The organism is Ruegeria sp. D1(2025), from assembly GCF_056536425.1.
Map to the genome: position 1 here is coordinate 90226 of NZ_JBQFPO010000008.1, position 21901 is coordinate 112126.

21 protein-coding genes are annotated in these 21901 nt (G+C 59.3%); 6 read left to right on the forward strand and 15 right to left on the reverse strand.

Annotation, left to right across the window (positions count from 1 at the left end; translation table 11 throughout):
* Positions 1-34 precede the first annotated feature (34 nt).
* The 6 genes from ACR1XU_RS17245 to ACR1XU_RS17270 all read right to left on the reverse strand — a co-directional run bounded on the left by ACR1XU_RS17245 (position 35) and on the right by ACR1XU_RS17270 (position 5939).
* The gene (locus tag ACR1XU_RS17245) at positions 35-445 is read right to left on the reverse strand and encodes a F0F1 ATP synthase subunit epsilon (protein ID WP_170817178.1); all 411 of its coding nucleotides are present in this window, start codon (positions 443-445) and stop codon (positions 35-37) included.
* 12 nt (positions 446-457) lie between these two features.
* Entirely contained in the window at positions 458-1882 is a 1425-nt protein-coding gene (atpD, locus tag ACR1XU_RS17250) for a F0F1 ATP synthase subunit beta (RefSeq protein ID WP_170614767.1), read from the reverse strand.
* An 18-nt stretch (positions 1883-1900) separates the two neighbouring features.
* Complete coding sequence (locus ACR1XU_RS17255) at positions 1901-2779, reverse strand: F0F1 ATP synthase subunit gamma (RefSeq protein ID WP_170614768.1); 879 nt, start codon at positions 2777-2779, stop codon at positions 1901-1903.
* Positions 2780-2791: 12 nt separating this feature from the next.
* On the reverse strand, positions 2792-4330 hold the full coding sequence (atpA, locus tag ACR1XU_RS17260) for a F0F1 ATP synthase subunit alpha (protein WP_170614769.1): 1539 nt from the start codon (positions 4328-4330) through the stop codon (positions 2792-2794).
* A complete protein-coding gene (locus tag ACR1XU_RS17265) occupies positions 4331-4891 on the reverse strand; it encodes a F0F1 ATP synthase subunit delta (protein ID WP_480907560.1) in 561 nt (186 codons plus the stop codon).
* 313 nt (positions 4892-5204) lie between these two features.
* Entirely contained in the window at positions 5205-5939 is a 735-nt protein-coding gene (locus ACR1XU_RS17270; protein ID WP_170807897.1) for a class I SAM-dependent methyltransferase, read from the reverse strand.
* Positions 5940-6000: 61 nt separating this feature from the next.
* Between ACR1XU_RS17270 and gloB the strand changes: the two genes are divergently transcribed.
* From gloB to ACR1XU_RS17285, 3 genes are all read left to right on the forward strand, one after another.
* Positions 6001-6768, forward strand: coding sequence for a hydroxyacylglutathione hydrolase (gene gloB, locus ACR1XU_RS17275; protein WP_480907562.1), 768 nt, complete (start codon positions 6001-6003; stop codon positions 6766-6768).
* A 174-nt stretch (positions 6769-6942) separates the two neighbouring features.
* Positions 6943-9267, forward strand: coding sequence for an ATP-dependent Clp protease ATP-binding subunit ClpA (clpA, locus tag ACR1XU_RS17280; protein WP_480907564.1), 2325 nt, complete (start codon positions 6943-6945; stop codon positions 9265-9267).
* Between the two features lie 78 nt (positions 9268-9345).
* Positions 9346-9954, forward strand: a complete 609-nt coding sequence (locus ACR1XU_RS17285) for a DJ-1/PfpI family protein (protein WP_480907566.1) — start codon at positions 9346-9348, stop codon at positions 9952-9954.
* Positions 9955-9964: 10 nt separating this feature from the next.
* Here ACR1XU_RS17285 and ACR1XU_RS17290 read toward each other — a convergent pair whose 3' ends face one another.
* From ACR1XU_RS17290 to ACR1XU_RS17300, 3 genes are all read right to left on the reverse strand, one after another.
* Positions 9965-11644, reverse strand: a complete 1680-nt coding sequence (locus ACR1XU_RS17290; RefSeq protein WP_480907567.1) for a peptidoglycan -binding protein — start codon at positions 11642-11644, stop codon at positions 9965-9967.
* Between the two features lie 3 nt (positions 11645-11647).
* Complete coding sequence (locus ACR1XU_RS17295) at positions 11648-12826, reverse strand: biopolymer transporter ExbB (RefSeq protein WP_480915640.1); 1179 nt, start codon at positions 12824-12826, stop codon at positions 11648-11650.
* Positions 12827-12895: 69 nt separating this feature from the next.
* The gene (locus ACR1XU_RS17300; protein WP_170680946.1) at positions 12896-13426 is read right to left on the reverse strand and encodes a gamma-glutamylcyclotransferase; all 531 of its coding nucleotides are present in this window, start codon (positions 13424-13426) and stop codon (positions 12896-12898) included.
* Positions 13427-13493: 67 nt separating this feature from the next.
* Between ACR1XU_RS17300 and ACR1XU_RS17305 the strand changes: the two genes are divergently transcribed.
* Positions 13494-14495: a DUF2125 domain-containing protein gene (locus ACR1XU_RS17305; protein ID WP_480907123.1), complete on the forward strand. Its 1002-nt coding sequence runs from the start codon at positions 13494-13496 to the stop codon at positions 14493-14495.
* Positions 14496-14553: 58 nt separating this feature from the next.
* The gene (locus ACR1XU_RS17310; protein ID WP_480907122.1) at positions 14554-15411 is read left to right on the forward strand and encodes an FkbM family methyltransferase; all 858 of its coding nucleotides are present in this window, start codon (positions 14554-14556) and stop codon (positions 15409-15411) included.
* Here ACR1XU_RS17310 and ACR1XU_RS17315 read toward each other — a convergent pair.
* The 4 genes from ACR1XU_RS17315 to ACR1XU_RS17330 form a co-directional block, all read right to left on the reverse strand.
* Complete coding sequence (locus ACR1XU_RS17315; protein ID WP_480907120.1) at positions 15408-16253, reverse strand: extensin-like domain-containing protein; 846 nt, start codon at positions 16251-16253, stop codon at positions 15408-15410. The genes ACR1XU_RS17310 and ACR1XU_RS17315 overlap by 4 nt on opposite strands.
* Positions 16250-17170, reverse strand: a complete 921-nt coding sequence (locus tag ACR1XU_RS17320) for a prephenate/arogenate dehydrogenase family protein (RefSeq protein ID WP_480907118.1) — start codon at positions 17168-17170, stop codon at positions 16250-16252. Before ACR1XU_RS17320 ends, ACR1XU_RS17315 begins: the two co-directional genes overlap by 4 nt.
* On the reverse strand, positions 17167-18252 hold the full coding sequence (gene hisC / locus ACR1XU_RS17325) for a histidinol-phosphate transaminase (RefSeq protein ID WP_170614782.1): 1086 nt from the start codon (positions 18250-18252) through the stop codon (positions 17167-17169). The genes ACR1XU_RS17320 and hisC overlap by 4 nt, the downstream gene beginning before the upstream one ends.
* Before the next feature lie 64 nt (positions 18253-18316).
* Positions 18317-19732 carry an aminotransferase class V-fold PLP-dependent enzyme gene (locus tag ACR1XU_RS17330; protein ID WP_480907116.1) on the reverse strand — a complete coding sequence of 472 codons (1416 nt, stop codon included), beginning with the start codon at positions 19730-19732 and terminating at the stop codon, positions 18317-18319.
* 103 nt (positions 19733-19835) lie between these two features.
* On the opposite strand from ACR1XU_RS17330, the gene ACR1XU_RS17335 reads away from it, so the two are divergent.
* The gene (locus ACR1XU_RS17335) at positions 19836-20297 is read left to right on the forward strand and encodes an Lrp/AsnC family transcriptional regulator (RefSeq protein WP_480524263.1); all 462 of its coding nucleotides are present in this window, start codon (positions 19836-19838) and stop codon (positions 20295-20297) included.
* 124 nt (positions 20298-20421) lie between these two features.
* On the opposite strand, the gene rpsD is transcribed toward ACR1XU_RS17335, so the two are convergent.
* Both rpsD and ACR1XU_RS17345 read right to left on the reverse strand, forming a co-directional pair.
* Positions 20422-21042: a 30S ribosomal protein S4 gene (rpsD, locus tag ACR1XU_RS17340; RefSeq protein ID WP_170614785.1), complete on the reverse strand. Its 621-nt coding sequence runs from the start codon at positions 21040-21042 to the stop codon at positions 20422-20424.
* Between the two features lie 219 nt (positions 21043-21261).
* A complete protein-coding gene (locus tag ACR1XU_RS17345) occupies positions 21262-21714 on the reverse strand; it encodes a hypothetical protein (protein ID WP_480907113.1) in 453 nt (150 codons plus the stop codon).
* Positions 21715-21901 lie beyond the last annotated feature (187 nt).

Sequence of the window (21901 nt, forward strand, 5' to 3'; positions counted from 1 at the left end):
AGGCCGTTCTAATTCATAAACGATCAAGCCCGCGTTACAGGCTCATATGCGTTCCAAGCGCTTCCATGTCGGCCAGCAGTTTGGCGGCGTCGTCGACGATGGTCTGATCGTCGCCACCTTTGGCCGCTTCGTGCGACTCGCGGGCCTCGGCGATCAGATCGTCGATATGCGCACGGGTCACTTCTGAAACCGGAATGGCCTTTTCGGCCAGAACCGACAAGCTGTCGCCGTTGATCTGGGCAAACCCGCCGGTGACCAGATATTCACTGGACCCTTCGGGTGCCTCAACCTTCAGCAGACCGGGGCGCAGTGTGGTGATGGTGGGGGCATGATCGGGCATTGCCGTCATGTCTCCGTCCGCGCCGGGAATCTGGACCGCCGTCACCGCGAGCGAAGCAAGGCTCCGCTCAGGGCTGACGAGGTCGAATTGCATCGTGTTTGCCATCAGGGTTTCTCCTTAGGCAGCCGCTGCAGCCATCTTCTCGGCCTTGGCGATCACGTCTTCGATACCGCCAACCATCAGGAAGGCCGCTTCGGGCAGGTGATCGTATTCGCCGGCCACAACGGCCTTGAACGACGAGATGGTGACATCCAGAGGAACCTGAACACCCGGAGAACCAGTGAAGACTTCGGCCACGTCGAACGGCTGCGACAGGAAGCGTTCGATCTTACGGGCACGGGCCACGGTCAGTTTGTCTTCTTCCGACAGTTCGTCCATGCCGAGGATGGCGATGATGTCCTGCAGCGACTTGTAGCGCTGGAGAATCTGCTGAACGTCGGTCGCAACCTTGTAGTGCTCTTCGCCAACGATGGCCGGGTCGAGCAGACGCGAGGTCGAGTCGAGCGGGTCAACCGCCGGGTAGATACCCTTTTCCGAGATCGCACGGTTAAGAACGGTAGTCGCGTCCAGGTGCGCAAACGAAGTTGCCGGCGCGGGGTCGGTAAGGTCGTCCGCAGGCACGTAGATCGCCTGAACCGAGGTGATCGAACCAGCTTTGGTCGAGGTGATGCGTTCCTGCAGGGCACCCATGTCGGTCGCCAGTGTCGGCTGATAGCCCACCGCCGAAGGAATACGACCCAGCAGAGCCGAAACCTCGGAGCCCGCCTGCGTGAAGCGGAAGATGTTGTCGACGAAGAACAGAACGTCGGTACCGGACTGGTCGCGGAACTGCTCGGCCAGGGTCAGACCGGTCAGAGCAACACGTGCACGGGCTCCCGGAGGTTCGTTCATCTGACCGTAAACCAGGGCCACCTGCGATTCCGACAGGTTGTCCGGCTTGATAACGTTCGATTCGATCATCTCGTGGTACAGGTCGTTCCCTTCACGGGTCCGTTCACCAACACCCGCGAACACCGAGAAGCCCGAGTGCACTTTTGCGATGTTGTTGATCAGTTCCATGATCAGAACGGTTTTACCAACGCCGGCGCCGCCGAACAGGCCGATCTTACCGCCTTTTGCGTAGGGGGCCAGCAGGTCAACAACCTTGATGCCGGTGACCAGAACTTCCGACTCGGTCGACTGTTCCGCGAAGGTCGGTGCGGGCTGGTGGATCGCGCGCGCTTCTGTCGCCTCAACCGGGCCTTTTTCGTCGATCGGCTCGCCGACCACGTTCAGGATGCGGCCCAGAGTGGCGTTGCCGACAGGAACCGAGATCGGTGCGCCGGTGTCGGTCACTTCTTCGCCACGGACCAAACCTTCGGTCGCGTCCATCGCGATGGTGCGGACAGTGTTTTCACCCAGGTGCTGAGCAACTTCCAACACCAGGCGCTTGCCGTTGTTGGTGGTTTCCAGCGCGTTCAGAATTTCAGGCAGCTGATCGTCGAAGTGCACGTCGACGACGGCCCCGATGATCTGTGTGACTTTGCCTTTTGCATTCGCCATGTTTCGTCTCCGGTTTTCTTACAGCGCTTCGGCGCCGGAAATAATTTCAATCAGCTCGTTGGTGATCACGGCCTGACGCGAGCGGTTGAACTGGATCGTCAGCTTGTCGATCATTTCACCCGCGTTACGTGTCGCGTTGTCCATCGCGGACATCCGTGCACCCTGTTCGGACGCTCCGTTTTCGAGCAGAGCCGAGAAGATCGCGGTCGCAACCCCCTTGGGCAGCAAGTCGGCCAGAATGGCCTCTTCGCTGGGCTCGTAGTCGAAAATGGCACCGCTGTCGTCACCTGCCGCTTCGTCCTCGAACGAGGCGGGAATGACCTGCTGTGCCGTCGGGATCTGGGTCACAACGTTGACGAACTTCGAGTAGAAGATCGTGGCAACGTCGAACTCTCCCCCGTCGAAACGAGACAGGACGTCCTTGGCGATGTCTTGCGCGTTGGAATACCCCAGACGCTTGACCTCGCTCAGGTCGATATGTCCAACGAACAGATCGCCAAAATCACGCTTTAGCGCGTCGCGGCCTTTCTTGCCGACGGTCAGAACTTTGACCGTCTTGCCATTCAGGCGCAGCTCTTCCGCCTTTTGACGGGCCAGCTTGGCGATGTTCGAGTTGAAGCCGCCACACAGGCCGCGTTCAGCTGTCATCACAACCAGCAGATGGACATCATCACTGCCCGTACCCCGGAGCAGCTTGGGGGCGCTGTCGCTGCCCCCGACCGAAGCCGCCAGCCCCGCCATCACGGCATTGAACCGCTCGGCATAGGGGCGCGAGGCTTCGGCAGATTCCTGGGCGCGGCGCAGTTTTGCTGCCGCGACCATCTGCATGGCCTTGGTGATCTTGCGGGTCGATTTGACCGACTCGATCCTGTTTTTAAGGTCCTTCAGACTAGGCATCGGAACCCCCTATCAAGCGAAGGTTGCGGCGTATTCGTCGATCGCTGCCTTGATCTTGTCGGACGCGTCGCCTTTGACCTTCGGATCTTCGTCGGTGATCCACTTCAGCAGGTCGGCGTGCTTGCCGCGCAGGTGCGCCAGAAGACCGGCCTCGTAGCGGCCAACATCCGATACGTCGATCTTGTCGAGGTAGCCGTTGGTGCCTGCGAAGATGACGCAGACGATTTCCGCGTTGGTCAGCGGCGAGTACTGCGGCTGCTTCATCAGTTCGGTCAGACGCGCACCACGGTTCAGCAGCTGTTGGGTCGCGGCGTCAAGGTCGGAACCGAACTGCGCGAACGCAGCCATTTCGCGGTACTGGGCCAGTTCCAGTTTAACCGGACCGGCGACCGACTTCATCGCGTTGGTCTGGGCCGACGAGCCCACACGCGAAACCGACAGACCGGTGTTCACGGCAGGACGGATGCCTTGGTAGAACAATTCGGTTTCAAGGAAGATCTGACCGTCGGTGATCGAAATCACGTTGGTCGGAATAAACGCTGAAACGTCACCACCCTGGGTTTCGATAACCGGCAGAGCGGTCAGAGAGCCTGCACCGAAGTCTTCGTTCAGCTTCGCCGAACGTTCCAGCAGGCGGGAGTGGAGGTAGAAAACGTCACCCGGATACGCTTCACGTCCGGGCGGACGGCGCAGCAGCAGCGACATCTGACGATAGGACACGGCCTGTTTCGACAGGTCATCATAGATGATCAACGCGTGGCGGCCGTTGTCACGGAAGTACTCGGCCATCGCGGTCGCGGCGTAAGGCGCCAGGAACTGCATCGGTGCCGGGTCGGACGCGGTTGCGGCCACAACGATCGAGTATTCGATGGCGCCGGACTCTTCCAGTTTCTTCACCAGCTGCGCAACGGTCGAACGCTTTTGGCCGATCGCAACGTATACGCAGTACAGCTTCTTCGACTCGTCGTCGCCTGCTGCGTCGTTGTAGACTTTCTGGTTCAGGATGGTGTCCAGAGCAACGGCGGTTTTGCCGGTCTGACGGTCACCAATGATCAGCTCACGCTGGCCGCGGCCGATCGGGATCATCGCGTCAACCGATTTCAGGCCGGTTGCCATCGGCTCGTGCACCGATTTACGCGGGATGATGCCTGGGGCTTTCACGTCTGCAACGCCACGCTTGGAAGCGTTGATCGGGCCCTTGCCGTCCAGCGGGTTGCCCAGACCATCAACAACGCGACCCAGCAGTTCGTCACCGATCGGAACGTCCACGATCGAGTTGGTGCGCTTGACGGTGTCACCTTCTTTGATGTCACGGTCGGAACCGAAGATAACGACACCGACGTTGTCGCTTTCCAGGTTCAGCGCCATGCCCATGATGCCACCGGGGAATTCGACCATCTCACCGGCTTGCACGTTGTCCAGGCCGTATACACGGGCAATCCCGTCACCGACGCTCAGCACGCGGCCGATCTCGGCCACTTCGGCTTCCTGACCAAAATTCTTGATCTGGTCCTTCAGGATTGCAGAAATCTCTGCAGCTTGGATTCCCATTTATCCGACCTCTTTCATTGCATTCTGTAGGGAGTTCAGCTTCGAACGGATCGAACTGTCGATCATCTTCGAGCCCACTTTAACGACAAGACCGCCGATGAGGCTTTCATCAACGGTCGCATTGATTGTCACAGTCTTGCCCACACGCTCGGACAGCGTCTTGGACAGTTTATCCATTTGCGTCTTGGTCAGCGCCTTGGCCGAGGCGACATCGGCGGTCACTTCGCAGCGCTCGTCCGCCAGCATGTCGCGCAGAACCTGCACCAGCTGCGGCACAACGAACAGGCGACGCTTTTGCGCCATCAGGCCCAGCGTGTTTTGCAGGATGGAGTTCAGCCCCATCTTGGCGGCGATTGCGGTAATTGCGCCTTCCTGTTCGGCGCGTGAAACCAGAGGCGAGGCGATCAGGTCGCGCAAATCTGCGCTTTCGCCCAAAGCTGCTGCCAGATCATTGATGCCGGTTTCCAGACCTGCGAGGTCATTATTCTCTTTGGCAATCTCGAAGATTGCGGTGGCATAGCGCTCGGCGATGCCTGTGGAAATCGAAGCTGGTTCGGACACGTCCACCCTTCCGATATTTTGGGCCCCGAATTCGCGTGCGGCAGCTACCCCGGGGGCGTGAAGAAACCCCGTCCTTGTAGGGCGGGGATCAAAATCACCGGGGATGTAGCAGAGGTGTTCCAACCCCGCAATATAGTATAGTGATTACGATGTTATCCACAAATTGTTTTATTTCATGCACTTACGCAAAGTGCGACCCTTTGGACACGTCTGAAGGGGTGAAAAATGTTACCAAATTGCAGCTTTTGGCGATTCCTGTGGCCTATTTCCCTCAGATTTGGGCACCAAACATGGGTGTCCATCACCCGTTCTGTCAGGCCGGCTTGAGTAGGCCGTCCAGCGCCTTGATCGGGCGTTTGACCGCATCTTTGGTCACGGTGCCACTTGGCGGCCGGATAAGCTTGGTCGCCTCGACCATGAGAACGCCGCCCGCCATAATTGTCGGCAGACGTTGCCCTGTCTTTTCGATCAGATTGCCGGATTTCAACCAGAACCGTCGATAGGATGGCGGCATGTAAAGAGCCGAGCAATGGGTTTCCGGAACGAAGTGATGGGCCTTGAGCTGGGATTCCAGCTGCGACGCGGAATACGGGCGACCAAATCCAAACGGTGTCCGGTCGGATCGCGACCACAGACCCGCCCTGTTGGGCACGACAAACAGGATACGCCCCCCCGGCCCCAACACGCGCCAGCATTCCTCCAGCAACTGGGTGGGACGCTCAGAGGTTTCCAGACCGTGCATCACCACCAGCTTGTCCACATGACCGGTTTCGATGGGCCAAAGCGTTTCTTCGGTCAGGACCGAAACGTTGGGCATTCCTGCAGGCCAGGGCATCACACCCTGCGGGCCGGGCATCAGCCCGATCACGCGCCGTGCATCCTTCAGATAGGGGCGCAGCAAGGGCACGGCGAATCCGAACCCGACAACAGTCTGCCCTTTGGCTTCGGGCCACAGCTCGACCATTCGACCACGGATCGCCGCCTGCGCGGCACGTCCCAAAGTGCTGCGGTAGTAGAAATTCCTCAGATCCTGCACATCAAGATGCATTGCGGACACCCGGTCAATCGGCTTAGCTGTCGGCAGTCTAGCAACGAAAGGGCAAAAGGCCATGCCTCTTGAGATCGTCACCATCCCATGCCTCAGCGACAATTACGCCTTTCTGGCGCATGATGCGGTCAGTGGCCAGACCGCATTGATCGATGCGCCTGAACCTGGACCGATCCTGGCCGCGCTTGACGCCCGCAACTGGAAACTGTCTCATGTCCTGCTGACCCATCACCACTGGGATCATGTGGATGGTCTGGCCGGAATCCTCGAACATCACTCTGCCAAAGTGATCGGAGCCGCCGCTGACGCCCATCGCCTGCCGCATCTGGATTTGCAGGTGCGCGAAGGCGATACTTTCGAAATCGGCGGCGAACCGGTTCATGTGCTGGACGTCTCGGGCCATACTGTCGGACATATCGCGTTTTATATGCCGGAAAGTGCGGCTGTGTTCACCGCAGACAGCCTGATGGCCTTGGGCTGCGGCCGTCTGTTTGAAGGCACACCTGCGCAAATGTGGGCTTCGCTTGGCAAACTGGCCGCCCTGCCCGACGAGACGATCGTCTGTTCCGGTCACGAATACACACAATCCAATGCAAAGTTCGCGATCACTGTCGATCCGGACAACGCGGCGCTGCAGCAGCGCATGCAGGATATCGACCGTGCAAGGGCTGCCGGCGAGCCAACCGTTCCGTCGACTCTGGCGCTTGAGAAGGCCACAAATCCGTTTCTGCGGGCCACGGATCCTGGGATCAAGACTCAACTGGGGATGGAAAATGCCGATCCTGTATCGGTATTTGCCGAAATTCGGGCTAGAAAAGACCGGTTTTAGGACCTATTTGCCCCACGTCACGGTCACGGTCACACGAAATGTGACTGTCAAGAGTAAGAAAACCCTTGAAGCCGCGCCACGATCAACCAAACTCTAATAGTATGAGGACATGGTTGGGATGGGGATCCGACCTTTAACGCGCCCCCTTCTGACCCAAGACAGAGGAGCACCCGCGTGCCTTCATTCTCGAGCACATTAGAACAAGCCATTCACGCGGCCCTGGCTGCGGCGAACGAACGGCGACATGAATTCGCAACGCTGGAGCATCTGCTGCTAGCGCTGCTGGAAGAACCCGATGCGGTGCGCGTGATGAAGGCGTGCAGCGTCGATCTGGATGAGTTGCGCAGCACCCTTGTCGAGTTCATCGACGAGGATCTGTCAAATCTGGTGACGGATATTGACGGATCCGAGGCGGTGCCGACCGCAGCCTTCCAGCGTGTCATCCAGCGCGCGGCGATTCACGTTCAAAGCTCTGGCCGGACCGAAGTCACCGGGGCCAACGTTCTGGTCGCCATCTTCGCCGAACGCGAAAGCAACGCGGCCTATTTCCTGCAGGAGCAGGACATGACCCGCTATGACGCGGTGAACTTCATCGCACATGGCGTGGCCAAGGATCCTGCCTATGGTGAAAACCGCCCCGTTTCCGGCGCAGATCAGGTTGAGGAAGAGGTTCAGTCTAGCGCCGGTGAAGGCGAACAAAAGGAAAGCGCGCTGGGCAAGTATTGCATCGATCTGAATGCCAAATCGCGGGCCGGAGATGTCGATCCGCTGATCGGGCGCGCAGATGAGGTCGAGCGCTGCATCCAGGTGCTGTGCCGCCGTCGCAAGAACAACCCGCTGCTGGTGGGTGATCCGGGTGTAGGCAAAACCGCCATCGCCGAGGGTTTGGCGCATAAGATCGTCGCGGGTGAAGCGCCGGATGTTCTGGCCAACACCACGATCTACTCGCTCGACATGGGTGCGTTGCTGGCCGGAACCCGATACCGCGGTGATTTCGAGGAGCGTCTTAAGGCGGTCGTGACCGAGTTGGAAGACCATCCTGACGCGGTCTTGTTCATCGACGAGATTCACACCGTGATCGGTGCCGGCGCCACTTCGGGCGGCGCGATGGATGCGTCGAACCTGCTGAAACCTGCACTGCAGGGCGGCAAGCTGCGTACCATGGGCTCGACCACGTACAAAGAGTTCCGTCAGCATTTCGAGAAGGACCGTGCGCTCAGCCGCCGGTTCCAGAAGATCGACGTGAATGAGCCTTCGGTCGAGGACAGCGTGAAAATTCTGCGTGGTCTGAAACCCTATTTCGAAAAGCATCACGAGATCAAATATACCGCTGATGCGATCAAAACCGCTGTGGAACTGTCGGCGCGCTATATCAATGACCGCAAACTGCCCGACAAGGCGATCGACGTGATCGACGAGGCCGGCGCGGCCCAGCATCTGGTCGCGGAAAGCAAACGCCGCAAGACCATCGGTGTGAAAGAGATCGAAGCGGTGGTCGCCAAGATCGCCCGCATTCCGCCCAAGAACGTCACCAAGGATGATGCCGAGGTTCTCAAAGACCTGGAGGCTTCGCTGAAACGGGTGGTGTTTGGTCAGGACGAAGCCATCGAGGCGCTGTCCAGCGCGATCAAACTGGCACGCGCGGGTTTGCGTGAGCCTGAAAAGCCAATCGGCAATTACCTGTTCGCCGGCCCGACCGGTGTGGGTAAAACCGAGGTTGCGAAACAGCTGGCCGATACGCTGGGTGTGGAACTGCTGCGCTTCGACATGTCCGAATACATGGAGAAACATGCGGTTTCCCGTCTGATCGGTGCGCCTCCGGGCTATGTCGGGTTCGACCAGGGCGGTCTGTTGACCGACGGCGTCGACCAGCATCCGCATTGCGTCCTGCTGCTGGATGAGATCGAGAAAGCGCACCCGGACGTGTTCAACATCCTGTTGCAGGTGATGGACCACGGTGAACTGACCGATCACAACGGCCGCACAGTGAACTTTCGCAACGTGGTCTTGATCATGACCTCGAACGCGGGCGCGCAGGAACAGGCCAAGGCCGCCATCGGTTTTGCCCGTGATCGCCGCGAGGGCGAGGACACAGCCGCAATCGAGCGCATGTTCACGCCGGAATTCCGCAACCGTCTGGATGCGGTGATCTCGTTCGCGCCACTGCCGAAAGAGGTCATCCTGCAGGTGGTCGAGAAGTTCGTCCTGCAGCTTGAGGCGCAGCTTTTGGATCGCGGCGTCTCGATCGATCTGACCCCCAACGCAGCCGAATGGCTGGCCGACAAGGGTTATGACGACAAGATGGGGGCCCGCCCGTTGGGCCGGGTTATTCAGGAGCACATCAAGAAACCGCTGGCCGAGGAATTGCTGTTCGGAAAACTCGCCAAGGGCGGTGTGGTCCGCGTATCCGTCAAGGACGGCGAGCTGGATATGGAAATCCTCGGCCCCGATCAGCCGCGTATTCCGGGCGACAAACCTCCGCTGCTGACGGCAGATTGACCCGAAGAATGAAACGACAGCCATCGCCTGCCAACCCAAATTGGCAGGCGATTTTCGTTCAAAGGACAGGAGACAGGGATGCGCAAAATCGGCGCTTTGATTTTTCCCGGGTTTGAGTTGCTGGATGTATTCGGCCCGATGGAGATGTTCGGCCTGCTCACCGATGACTTCACCCTGGAGCTTGTGGCGGAAACCAGTGGACCGGTTGAAAGCAATCAAAAACTGAAGGCTTTTGCCGACACGACGATCGACGCAGCGCAGGGCTATGACATTCTTTTTGTGCCGGGCGGAGCCGGCACCCGCAAGGAAGTCAACAACTCACGCTTGTTGGATTGGATTGCGGACAGTTCGGATAAGGCGGAATTCACCTTGAGCGTATGCACTGGCAGCGCCCTTCTTGCCGGGGCCGGGGTATTGGACAACCGGCGCGCAACGACCAACAAGGCGGCCTTTTCGTGGGTCTGCGCCCAAGGGCCCGACGTCGAGTGGGTTCCCCGGGCCAGATGGGTTGAAGACGGGCCATTCCTGACCTCATCCGGCGTTTCCGCCGGAATGGATATGGCCCTGGGTGCCATTGCCCGGATGCAAGGAATGGATGTAGCCGAAAAGGTGTCGGTGTGGTGTGAGTATACCTGGCACAAGGACAAGACCCGCGATCCGTTTGCCCGCGTTCATGGGCTGACGTGATGTAAAGGGATCAGCGCTCGGTCAGTTTCAGCTCGATCCGCCGGTTCTGGGCGCGGGCTTCGGGCGTATCTGACGGATTGACGGGCTGGAATTCACCAAAGCCGTTTGCGGCAAGCCGGTCTGGCGGGATGCCCAGCGCGTCGACCATGTAGCGAACAACGGACAAGGCGCGCCCCTGGCTGAGTTCCCAGTTGTCCTGATACCGCCCTGTCCCGGCCAACGGCACGTTGTCGGTGTGCCCGTCCACCCGGATGACCCAATTCAAACCTTCAGGAATTTCCGCCGCCACGCTGCGCAGGATATTGGCCACCTTGGCGACCTCCAATTGCCCTTCCGGGGAAAGGACGGCCGAGCCGGTGTCGAACAGAACCTCGGATGAAAACACGAACCGGTCGCCTTCGATCCGTACGCCTTCCTGATCCCCAAGAACCTCGCGCAGGCGCCCGAAAAACTCGGACCGGTACCGTTGCAGATCTTCGGCCTGCGCCGCCAGTTGCTGGTTCTGACCCGACAGCGCTTCGGCTTCGGCCTCAAGCCGTATCCGCTCGGCCTCTTCCAGCAAGCGGCGACGGCGTTCTTCCGAGGCCGCCCGCGCCAGGGCAGCGTTCAGGTCCTGCCCTAGTGTCTGGATGCGAATGTTGGCCGATGCGTTACGCTCTTCGTAGTCATCCAGCAGGGCCTGCAACGATCCAAGCTGCCCGCGCAGTGCAGCCATCTGTTGATTCAAAAGCGCCGTTTGCCGCTGCGCTTCTGCAGAGATTTCTTTTTCATCCGCAATCGTGTTGCGTGCCACCGCCAGCAGTGTTGCCCGCTCTTCTGCCAGTGTCTTCTGTGCCTCGGCATCCGCTTGCGCCTGGGTCTGCGCGGCCAGGGCAGCCTTGAGTTGCGCCTTCAATTCTTCCGGATCCAGATCGCCAAAGCGACGCTCCAGCTCGGCCTTGGCCGCCTGCGCCGCGGCGAGCAGGGTCAGAGTATCCTCGGCGTCCTTGCGCTGCGCCTCAAGTGCTAGGGTCATCGCCGTCAGCTCCGCATCGGCGTCCTGAAGACGGTTGCGCAGGTTTTCGGCGGCGGCGGCTTCGGCCAATTTCGCAGCCTCTTCCGCGCTCAGTGTTTCTTCAAGCTCAGCGATCCGGCTGCTTTGGGTTGCCTCGTTCGCCTCTAGGTCAGCAACGAGCGCTTCCAACGCTTCACGGCGGGCGGCAGCCAAACGGGCAGCCTCGGCCTGCGCGTCGATTTCTGCCCGGCGCTGGGCAAGCGCAAGGTTCAGGGCCTCCTGTTCGCTCAGCAATTCCTCGCGCTGGGATTGAAGATCGGCAATCGCCCCGCGCGCCTCTTCCTGATCAACCAGCAGAGCCGCGACCTGAGCCTCGAAATCCGTGATCCGGGTCTGTGCCTGTGACAGGTCATCTTCGGCCTGCGTCAAGGTCGCGTTCAGCGCCCCCAGACGGGCCTGCAAACGGCTGTTTTCACGCTCTTCCAGCCCCAGTGCGCCTGCCAACGCGGCGACTTCGTCGGACAGGGCCGTCAGCTCATCCTCCTGCCCCGAAATGGTCTCGCGCAGGACGAATTGCACCACCATGAAGATGGTCAGAACGAAGGTCAGAACCATCAGCAGCCCGGTCATCGCATCCACAAAGCCGGGCCAGACCGAACCCTGGAAACGTTGACCTGTGCGGCGGGACAGAGCCATGGTTTACTCGCCTTCCGGTGTGCTGCGCACGGCGCCCTTGGGCAGGGTCAGCGCCCTGACCAGCAATTCGATATCCTTGCGCATCTCGTTCATGCTTTCCTGACGGCCAGCCGAAATTTCCTCGAGGATACGCAGCAGCTGCACGTCCATCGACCGCAGGCGCATCCGGCTTTCGGCGTCGATCCCGTCGCCGGCGCCATGTTCGCGCATGTGATCCAGCAGCGCGTCCTGACCAAGGGCCACGCGTTCCAAAGCAGATGTCACACCTTCGGTTTCAGACTGCCGCTGGTTCATGTCCCCGATGGTTCGAACCAGCTGACCCATCTTGGTCGAAAGGTCGGCGCGGTCAGCTTCCTGCGCGGAAAACAGATCCTGCAGCGCATTCATCTGTTCGGACATTGCATCCAGAACCGGCGTCAGAACCGCGATTTCTGCGCCGCCTTCTTCACTTGCCGCGAACCCGACGCGGGTGATCGATGACAGCCATTCCTCAAGCTCGCGATAGAACCGGTTTTGGCCGTGCCCGGCAAAGAGTTCCAGCAGGCCAACGATCAAGGAGCCAGCCAACCCAAGCAGCGAGGATCCAAATGCGACGCCCATACCCTGCAACTGCGCCTCGAGCCCGGTCATCAGCCGGTTGAACACCGCCAACCCTTCTTCGCCTTCCTGCGGGTTCAGGCTGCGGATGGTGTCGACTATGGCCGGAACGGTGGTGGCAAGGCCAAAGAATGTACCCAGAAGGCCAAGGTAAATTAGGACGTTGGTGATATAGCGTGTGATCTCACGCTCTTCCTCGACCCGTTCGGCGACGGAATCCAGAATTGACCGGGTTGAACTGGAACTGATCTGCGACCGCGCACCGCGTTCGCGCAGCAGCGAGGCCAGCGGTGCCAAAAGCTGCGGTGTCCGGGCATCCTCGCGCACAACACCGCCGACAAATGCCTCGATCCAGCGGACTGACCCAATCAGCTGCCCAACCTGATAGAAACAGGCCAGAACGCCGATGACGAAAACAAGCAGAATGAACCCGTTCAGATAGGGGTTCGCCTGAAACACCGGCAGCACGTATGGCAGCGCCATGAACACACCCAGCCCTGACAGGCCAATCGCGATCAACATCATCACGATCTGTCGGATGGGATGCGAGAAATGGGGTCTCGCGCCCTGATGTGCCTGCGCCATGCGCGTCATTCCCGGTTTTTGCCTGCTCTGCGCTGAATCTAGCGAACTTCCGCCGGTGACGCCAAGGGTTTATGCGGTAATGCTGCGCACCCGTTGCGACAACCACTCAAGATCGGGATCGCGCAGACCGATCTCGGCCAGATGTTCGGTCGTATTGTACAGATATTCGGTGTTCGGACCGCGCCCGCCGACGGCATGGGCGATAATCTGAGCCTGTTCTTCCAAGGGCATGCCACCGCAATACTGCACATGGGCTTCGTCGATCACATAGGTCACGGCATTCACCACCGTACCGCAGTCCAGATGCACATCCAGCATCTTCTCGACATAGGCCGAGGAAATCAGCTCGCGCTCGCGCAGTTCGTGCAGGGTGCGTTCCTCGTGTCCCGTTTCGACCGCCAGTGCCAGACCCTTGCAATGGGCGTCGGTCTGCTCGTCCAGCGCCAGCACCAGACCCGGGTTGTCCTCGGTGCCGCGGTGGTGGATGGAACTCATGCAGAAAGAGCGTGCGTATCCGTGCAAGGTTGCGCGTTCGCTGCGCGCCACCGGAAACCCAGGATTCCACAGCAGCGATCCATATCCGAAAACCCACATCGTCATTACACTGGTCCTTGCCCGTTTGCGCCTATAAACATCAAATCCGACGCAGGAAAAAGGGCCATTTGTCATGCGCCGTCTGATACGAGTACTCATATTTGTTGCCGTTGCCTGGAGTGCCTATTGGTTCATCGCCGGTTATGGGCTGCGCAGTGCGATCACCGCCTGGTTCGACAAGCAACAGGAACTGGGTTGGCAGGCCGATTTTTCCGAAGTCGCAACAGCGGGTTACCCGACGCATCACGTGACCCGGCTGAACAACCCGGGGCTGGCCGATCCGGTTAACGGCACCGCCTGGAGCGCCGACTGGATCGAGTTCGAAAGCCCTGCGATCTGGCCCGGTCGGCAGGTCCTGCGGTTTGCAGATACGCCCCAGCGGCTGTCCTATTTCGACCAGACGGCGACCGTTCAGGCAACGGATTTGCAGGCAGAACTGCAATTGCAGCCGGGTGTCGCACTTGTTCTGGAAAAGATGGCCCTGACTGCAGACAAGTGGATTGTCGCTGGCGAAGCTGCTGCGGTGGCCGGTGGTGAAACCCTGGATCTGATCATGGAACAGTCCGGCCAGCCCGAAGCATACAAGGTCAGCGCCCGGATCGATGGTTTTCGTCCCGGCATGGACCTGCGCGACCTCATGCGGTCGGCCACATCGCTGCCGCAGGCATTTGAAACGCTGGCGATGGACATGACCGTCACCTTTGACAAGCCCTGGGACCGTTCTGCGCTTGAGGAAAGCAGGCCGCAGCCGGTAGCCATCGATCTGAGGCTGGCGGAAATCAGATGGGGTGAGTTGCGCCTGTTTGCTGCTGGCGAGCTGGATGTTGACGCGCAGGGCATTCCAACCGGCGAAATCGCCATCAAGGCGGAAAACTGGCGCGACATGATCGCCATGGCCAACGCCGCCGGTGCCTTGCCGGATCAGGCGGTTGATCCGGTCACGCGGGCGCTGAACTTTATGGCCGGTTTGGGCGGAAATCCGAATGCGCTGGACCTACAGCTCAATTTCCGCGACGGTTTCGTGGCACTGGGCCCCTTGCCCCTGGGACCTGCACCCCGGTTGATATTGCGGTGATGCCCGGCGATACCTTGAGCAGACACGAAACAGAATTCAGCGCTTACGGGAACGGTCAATGGGACTAAGAACACTCATTTCCAATCGGATTTCGAACTGGGCGCTGGGACACAAGAAGATCAGGCGCGAACTGCTGCGGCAGTTGTGGAAAGACGACGTTCTGTTCTTTCGCAATTTCGACGATCACAGCCTGGTTTATTACCCTCATGATGTCATTGGAGAACACCTGACGAAATTCGGCGAATTCAGTCGCGAACCGGTGCGTGAGCTGGCCGAATATCTGACCCGTTCGGGCCAGCCCCCGGAAGGCGGTTCCGTGCTGGAGGTCGGTGCAAATATCGGTACACACACAGTTTATTTCTTCAGGGATCTGCACTGCAACTCGGTCGTTGCAATCGAACCCGACCCCGAAAACCACAAATTGCTGTGCCGGAACGTTCAGATCAACGACCTGAACGATAAAGTGACCATTCTGCGCGTTGGCGCATCTGACAAAAGCGGGCAGTTGCCCTTCGTCACAAGTGAACTGAACCGGGGCGGTTCGAAAATCGGAGAGGCGCAGGATAATGCGATCATGGTGGATGTGACCACCGTAGATTCACTTCTCGAGACCCAAGCCCAATCGCTTCAGGATCTTCGTTTAATCTGGATCGACGTCGAAGGGCATGAATTGCAGGTCCTACAAGGCGCGCTGCGAACCCTGGGCGAAGTCAAACCCCCTGTCTATCTGGAATACACCCCCAAAAAGGATGCCTCCGAAAACGAAAAGCTGCGGGATATTCTGTTTGAGGCCTATGATCACGTCGTTGATTTTGCGAACGGTCAAACGGTTCTGACCCGTGAGAGTTTCAATCACATCCACGCACAGACCGATCTGCTGGCAATGAACCTGAAATCGCAAGCGCGCCGGAACTAGCGGCAGAACGTACCGCTGCGGTACCGCGCCGTGTCCAGGTGGAAATGATCGCGGTGATACCTGTCCGAGTTTGGTCCCAGCACGGTTCCGAACGGGCCACAGGCACCGCGCCAGACCTTGATCAGCTGCTTTTGCGAGGGGTTTTTTCGCCACCCGTTCAAAACCGTCACAACCTCACCATCGGCCATTGTGAAACCCGAGATGTCGATGGCACGCCCCTTGCCGTGTTCTGAAATCCGGGCACCTTTTTGGCTGTTGCGCGTGCGGCAGGCGTAATGGGCCGCCACCTGCAACTCGACCACCGGGCCACGTCTTTTGAAGGTGGGAATGACGGCCTTGTCGACCCATTTGTTGAGCGCGGTCGCCGTGCCGCAATCCATCGTCGACGGGCGGCTGAGCGCAACGCCCGACACTGATGTGATCTGGACCGCATCCTTGATCCCGCAGGCCTTGATCTTGCCCGACACCCTGCCCACCGCTTTGCCCTGAATGGCGATGTCACCGCAAACTGACCCCTTGCGCAGTTTGCGTTTCTTCAGAAAAGCCTGTTGCTCCAACTCTTTGGGGCGCAGGTACGGCATCAGTGACGTGTCCGGTCCCAGCAGCGGCAGATCCGAAGGTCGCGCAGCAGCGGCCAAAACCTGAGGCGATTCCGGACGTGTTTGGGGCCGCATCTCTGACAGCGCCGCAACGGTTGCTGCCGCCTTGGAAATCACTGCGCTTCCTGAAAAAGCCGCCGGGCGTGTCAATGGAAACAGCGATTGTTCCGGTGGCGCAGCCGTGGTTGCGGTGGCGATCAAAACCGCAGTTCCGACCAGTATGCGCCCCCAGATCTTTGTCATGAATGGGCCTTGCCACGTCCAAAGTCGGGCGCGTCCGTATCCTGACCCGCGTCGATGATGCCGCGTCGGATCGCGCGGGTGCGGGTGAAGTAATCGAACAGATGCTCGCCATCCCCGGTGCGGATCGCACGTTGCAGGGCAAAAAGTTCTTCGGTAAAGCGCCCGAGAATTTCCAGCGTCGCGTCCTTGTTGGTCAGAAACACATCGCGCCACATGGTCGGATCAGACGCTGCAATCCGGGTGAAATCCCGGAAACCGGCTGCCGAGTACTTGATAACCTCGCTATCTGTGACCCGCCGCAGATCGTCCGCGACGCCCACCATCGTATAGGCAATCAGGTGCGGCGCATGAGAGGTCACCGCCAGAACCAGATCGTGATGGTCGGCATCCATTTCATCGACGTTCGAGCCCATCCCCTCCCACAGGGCACGCAGCCGGGTAACGGCTTCAGGGTCAGCGTCTTCCACCGGCACCAATAGGCACCAGCGATTGTCGAACAGTTCCGCAAACCCGGCTTCGGGGCCTGAATGCTCGGTTCCGGCCAATGGGTGGGCGGGAATGAAATGCACGCCATCGGGAATGTGCGGTGACACGGCCTGAATAACGTGGCGCTTGACCGAACCGACATCCGTCACGGTGGCGCCCGGTTTCAAGACAGGTGCGATGTCCTGCGCAACAGCTTCCATCGCACCAACGGGAACGCACAGCACCACCAGATCGGCCCCTTCAACGGCCTCGCGCGCCGTGTCGCACACGCGGTCGCACAACCCGATGCGCCGCGCCGTATCACGGGTGGCTTCGGACCGTGCATAGCCCGTGACTTCGCCGGCCAGACCGGCGCGCTTGATGGCCCAGAACATCGAGGAAGCGATCAGACCCAGCCCGATCAGCGCCACACGGTCATATATCTGGCTCATGCTGCGCCCCCTTTGAACGCGGTGATTGCTGCCACGACACGGCGGCAGGCCTCTTCATCGCCAACGGTGATCCGCAGCGCGTTCGGCAGGTTGTAGCCTGCAACCCGCCGAACAATCAAACCCTGGGTTTTCAGGTAGTCGTCGCAGGCCTCGGCTTCGGCCTGATCAGCAAAGCGCGCCAGGATGAAATTGGTGCAAGACCGGTCTGACGGAACGCCGATCTTCGCCAGCTCACCCGACAACCAAACGCGCAGGCGGGCGTTCTCGGTCTGGCAAAACGTCATGTAATCGGTGTCCCGCACCGCCGCTTCTGCCGCGGCCAGCGCAGTCTGCGACAGGTTGAAGGGCTGGCGTACTCGGTTGAGCACATCGATGATCGGCTGCTGCGCGTACCCCCAGCCGACACGCAGCCCGCCCAGACCGTAGATCTTGGAAAAGGTCCGCGTCATGATCACATTTTCAAAACGGTCCACCAATGCCGCGCCGCCATCAAACCCATCGACAAACTCGGCGTAGGCGCCATCAACCACCATCAGGCAGCTTTCGGGCAGGTTTTCCGCCAATCTCGTCAGTTCGGCCTCGGAAATCATGGTCGAAGTCGGATTGCCTGGATTGGTGACAAAAACGATCCGTGTGCGTTCGGTGACCGCCGCCAGAATGGCATCCACATCGACCGTGCGATCCGTTTCGGCCACCATGACCGGGTCCGCGCCGACCATACGGGCGATGATCGGGTACATGGAAAATCCATGCTCGGTATGGATCACCTCATCGCCCGGTCCCGCATAGGCCTGCGCCACGAACTGAAGAACTTCGTCGCTGCCGACGCCACAGATGATCCGCGCCGCATCCAGCCCGTTCCGCTCGCCGATTGCACTGCGCAGACTGGCATGATCCGTGCTGGGATAGCGATGCAGCATGGCAGCAGTTTCCCGAACGGCCTCAATCGCCTTTCGGCCCGGACCAAAGGGGTTTTCGTTGGAACTCAGCTTGATGACATCCGCCACGCCTTTGATATGCGACTGGCCGCCCTGATACAGCGCGATGTCCATGATGCCGGGTTGCGGGGTAATCTTGGTCATGAGGGGCTCCGTTTTCCGAGCCCCTCATACCCGTCTCAACGGATTGAGAAAAGCGGCAATTCCCTTATGCCGCCCGGAAGCGGGCCGTTGCCGGATCAGCGTCGTAGAATGGCACGAATTCTTCGGTCCGGTGCGACAGGTCATTAACACTGTCGATGATGAACTGAACCGTCTCTTCGGTCATCAGGTACGAGAAGTTCAACCGCACCCAACCGGGTTTCTTCATCTCTTTCCCTGCGGACAATTCGGCATGCAATGCCTCGGATGTCGCGCGGTCTATACCCAGCAGTCGGTGCGCATAAGGCCCGGCGCACGCACATCCGCCCCGAGCCTGAATGCCATAGACATCGCTCAGCATTCGGGTGAACAACTGCTGGTGCACTGGCTGGCCAGAATTGTCGCGGACGAGAAACGAAAAGATGGGCAGGCGGTGCGAGTTGTCCACGCCCAGCAATGTCAGGTTTGGATTGCCACGCCAGCCGTCCAGCGCCATTTGATTGTAAAGCGCCTCGCGCTTTGCGATCTCCTCGGCGCCAACGACATCCTTGACGATGAAGGCCAGCGCGGCGCGGATATCTCCGATGACGTTTGGCGTTCCGGCCTCTTCCCGGGTGGCAAGATCTTCGCTGTAATCATGGCGCCAAGGCGACACGAAACTGACCGTTCCGCCACCGGGCCAGCTGGGGCAGGTGCGCTGAACCGCATGACTGTTCACGATCAGAACGCCCGACGCCCCCGGCCCGCCCGGAAATTTGTGTGGTGACACGACTATCGCATCCTTGCGCGCGTCCGCCGGCCCCATGTCCATCGGCAGGTAAGGTCCGCCACCGGCATAGTCCCAGACCGACACAGCACCATGCTCCTTCAGCAACCGTGTGACCGGGTCGGGATTGGTGATGATGCCCGTCACGTTTGATGCCGCCGAAAACGAACCAATCAGCAGATCCGCATCCTGGTTTGCAACCAGCGCCTCTTTCAGTGCATCCAGATCAAGGCCACCCTCCGGCGCTTCGGGAATTTCGATCACACGCGCCTTGCTTTCCCGCCATGGCAGAATATTCGAATGATGTTCATACGGCCCGATCAGGACAACCGGCTGGTCAGCTTGCTCTATCCCCAGCAAACTGACCAGCCGGTTGAGACCCGCAGTGGCGCCCGACCCGGCAAAAATCACCGCGTCTTCTCCCCTTGCGCCAACAATGCGGGCGATCTCTGCGCGTGCTTCGCGGCGCAAACGTGTCATATAGGATCCGCAAAAAGAGGCCTCAGTATGGCTGTTGGCATAGAACGGCAACACATGCCCGGCCACAAAGTTTTCGACCTGCCGCAACGCACGGCCGGAGGCCACGTAATCCGCATAGACAAGCGGTACGTCCCGAAGCAGACCTGGGATCAGCACGTTCTCTCCGATCAGCCCTTCACGCAGGGATGAATCTTGAGCGGCGGTCTGAAGGTTTGCTCGAAATTCGGACAAGGTCATTGCATCTGCTCCATTCCTTTGGAACCAATGTGATTGAACCCTGCTCTAAAAACTTCACCTATTTTTGCTTCATTTTCTCTTTTTTTGTGTCATATGATCAGGAATGGCCTCAAAATTAGATCAAATAGACACACGCATTCTGAAAGAGCTGCAACGGGATGCTTCGTTGTCGCAACGCGAGTTGGCCGACCGGGTCGGCCTGTCGCAGAATGCGTGCTGGCGCCGCCTCAAGGCGTTGACCGACGATGGCGTGCTGCAAGGCTCCAGTGCCCGGATCGCGCGTGAAAAGCTGGGGCTCAGCCTAGTTGTCTTTGTCATGCTGCGCACCCGGCACCATTCGACGGAATGGCTGCAGGCTTTTCGCAGCCACGTCCTGACCATCCCTGAAGTGGTGGATTTCCACCGGATCGGCGGCGACTATGACTATCAGCTCAAGGTGGTGACCCAGGACATGGCATCTTACGACAAGGTCTATCAGCGCCTGATCGAAAAGGTGGAACTGGACAGCGTGACTTCGTATTTCGCCATGGAAGCGATTGCCGAGGGGCGTCCGCTACCGCTCTGATCCGCACTTCATCTGGCCAAAAATATCCCGGGGGAAGCGCGGCCTGCCGCGATGGGGGCAGAGCCCCCAACAAAAAAAGGCCGCGCAGAACAGCGCGGCCTTTGAAACTTGGGATCGGCGAAGATCAGTTCTTCGCGTAGAATTCGACGACCAGGTTCGGCTCCATGACGACCGGGTAAGGCACATCGCTCAGGCCCGGCGCGCGCACGAAGGTCGCGGTCATTTTCGAATGGTCGGCGTCGATGTAGTCAGGCACATCACGCTCGGCCAGAGCAGCGGCTTCCAGAACAACGGCCAGTTGCTTGGACTTGTCACGCACTTCGATCACGTCGCCTTCCTTGACTCGGTAGGACGGGATGTTGACGCGCTGGCCGTTTACCTTGACGTGGCCGTGGTTCACGAACTGACGTGCAGCAAACACGGTTGCCACGAACTTGGCGCGATAGACTACAGCGTCCAGGCGACGCTCCAGCAGGCCGATCAGGTTTTCACCGGTATCGCCTTTGACACGCTCGGCTTCGGCGTAGATGCGGCGGAACTGCTTCTCGGTCAGGTCGCCATAATAGCCTTTTAGCTTCTGCTTGGCGCGCAGCTGCAGACCGAAGTCCGACAGTTTGCCCTTGCGGCGCTGGCCGTGCTGGCCGGGGCCGTATTCGCGACGGTTGACCGGGGATTTCGGACGACCCCAGATGTTTTCGCCCATCCGGCGGTCGATTTTGTACTTGGCAGACGTGCGTTTGGTCACGGCTGATCTCCTTCGTTCAGGTCGAGGCCCATTCAGGCCACTATGAAGGGCGTTGTCCTCTTGAGGTTTCCCCCATGACAGGCATCCCCTTGCGGGGGCCACCAACACCAATGAAGCCGCGCTTATATCCGTGAATTTCGGAGAGTCAACAGGTCTCGGGTCTTTGATTTTTCAACCAGCGGGGAAACAGCCGGCCCGTTGCACCAATTGTGGGGAATATTACCGTATACCGTTCCGTGCCGGAAATGCGATAACTGTGCTGTTGTTGTGATTGATGGCGTCCAGTGGCAGGCCGATTTCCCGGATTTCGCTGACCCAGTAATCCTGATCCCGCTCGGGGAAATCCTGTTCAAAAACCAGAGTCGGCGCGTCTTCACCTTCGGGGACAATCAACTCCGCTCGATATTGCTGTGCACCGTTGGTCAGAACAACAGTGCCGAACGCATCACCCGGTATCTCCGAAGAGGAATATACGCTTTCAGCAACAACCCTGCTGCCGACGCTTTCTGCCTTGCCCAGCATCATCTCGGCAGCCACGTCCAGCCGACGTGCCACGCCGCGCCAGGACCATGCCGCACCTACCGTCAACGATTCCAGAGGCGCAGCCTCAAGCCCGTCGATTTCAGTTTGTGTCCACAAGATAGCTTTGCGACCGTTTTGTCCGGTTCTCATCTGCCCGCCCGACCTTTCAACAAACTACACGTTACCGATGCGTATTTATCTATTAAGAATTGGTCGGAAAAAAGACCGAATTGCAGCATTCACAGGAATGTTGTGCTTTTGCCATTTCAAAACGACACTTCCGGACTTTTCACAGGGTTTCGACAACCGATCCCCTGACATTTTAGAATGCGATCGC

What these genes read in the sequence shown, in the direction of transcription:
- ACR1XU_RS17245 (WP_170817178.1), bottom strand. Translation starts at nt 445, where the DNA reads ATGGCAAACACGATGCAATTCGACCTCGTCAGCCCTGAGCGGAGCCTT.
- atpD (WP_170614767.1), bottom strand. Translation starts at nt 1,882, where the DNA reads ATGGCGAATGCAAAAGGCAAAGTCACACAGATCATCGGGGCCGTCGTC.
- ACR1XU_RS17255 (WP_170614768.1), bottom strand. Translation starts at nt 2,779, where the DNA reads ATGCCTAGTCTGAAGGACCTTAAAAACAGGATCGAGTCGGTCAAATCG.
- atpA (WP_170614769.1), bottom strand. Translation starts at nt 4,330, where the DNA reads ATGGGAATCCAAGCTGCAGAGATTTCTGCAATCCTGAAGGACCAGATC.
- ACR1XU_RS17270 (WP_170807897.1), bottom strand. Translation starts at nt 5,939, where the DNA reads ATGCATCTTGATGTGCAGGATCTGAGGAATTTCTACTACCGCAGCACT.
- gloB (WP_480907562.1), top strand. Translation starts at nt 6,001, where the DNA reads ATGCCTCTTGAGATCGTCACCATCCCATGCCTCAGCGACAATTACGCC.
- ACR1XU_RS17285 (WP_480907566.1), top strand. Translation starts at nt 9,346, where the DNA reads ATGCGCAAAATCGGCGCTTTGATTTTTCCCGGGTTTGAGTTGCTGGAT.
- ACR1XU_RS17290 (WP_480907567.1), bottom strand. Translation starts at nt 11,644, where the DNA reads ATGGCTCTGTCCCGCCGCACAGGTCAACGTTTCCAGGGTTCGGTCTGG.
- ACR1XU_RS17295 (WP_480915640.1), bottom strand. Translation starts at nt 12,826, where the DNA reads ATGGCGCAGGCACATCAGGGCGCGAGACCCCATTTCTCGCATCCCATC.
- ACR1XU_RS17300 (WP_170680946.1), bottom strand. Translation starts at nt 13,426, where the DNA reads ATGACGATGTGGGTTTTCGGATATGGATCGCTGCTGTGGAATCCTGGG.
- ACR1XU_RS17305 (WP_480907123.1), top strand. Translation starts at nt 13,494, where the DNA reads ATGCGCCGTCTGATACGAGTACTCATATTTGTTGCCGTTGCCTGGAGT.
- ACR1XU_RS17310 (WP_480907122.1), top strand. Translation starts at nt 14,554, where the DNA reads ATGGGACTAAGAACACTCATTTCCAATCGGATTTCGAACTGGGCGCTG.
- ACR1XU_RS17315 (WP_480907120.1), bottom strand. Translation starts at nt 16,253, where the DNA reads ATGACAAAGATCTGGGGGCGCATACTGGTCGGAACTGCGGTTTTGATC.
- ACR1XU_RS17320 (WP_480907118.1), bottom strand. Translation starts at nt 17,170, where the DNA reads ATGAGCCAGATATATGACCGTGTGGCGCTGATCGGGCTGGGTCTGATC.
- hisC (WP_170614782.1), bottom strand. Translation starts at nt 18,252, where the DNA reads ATGACCAAGATTACCCCGCAACCCGGCATCATGGACATCGCGCTGTAT.
- ACR1XU_RS17330 (WP_480907116.1), bottom strand. Translation starts at nt 19,732, where the DNA reads ATGACCTTGTCCGAATTTCGAGCAAACCTTCAGACCGCCGCTCAAGAT.
- ACR1XU_RS17335 (WP_480524263.1), top strand. Translation starts at nt 19,836, where the DNA reads ATGGCCTCAAAATTAGATCAAATAGACACACGCATTCTGAAAGAGCTG.
- ACR1XU_RS17345 (WP_480907113.1), bottom strand. Translation starts at nt 21,714, where the DNA reads ATGAGAACCGGACAAAACGGTCGCAAAGCTATCTTGTGGACACAAACT.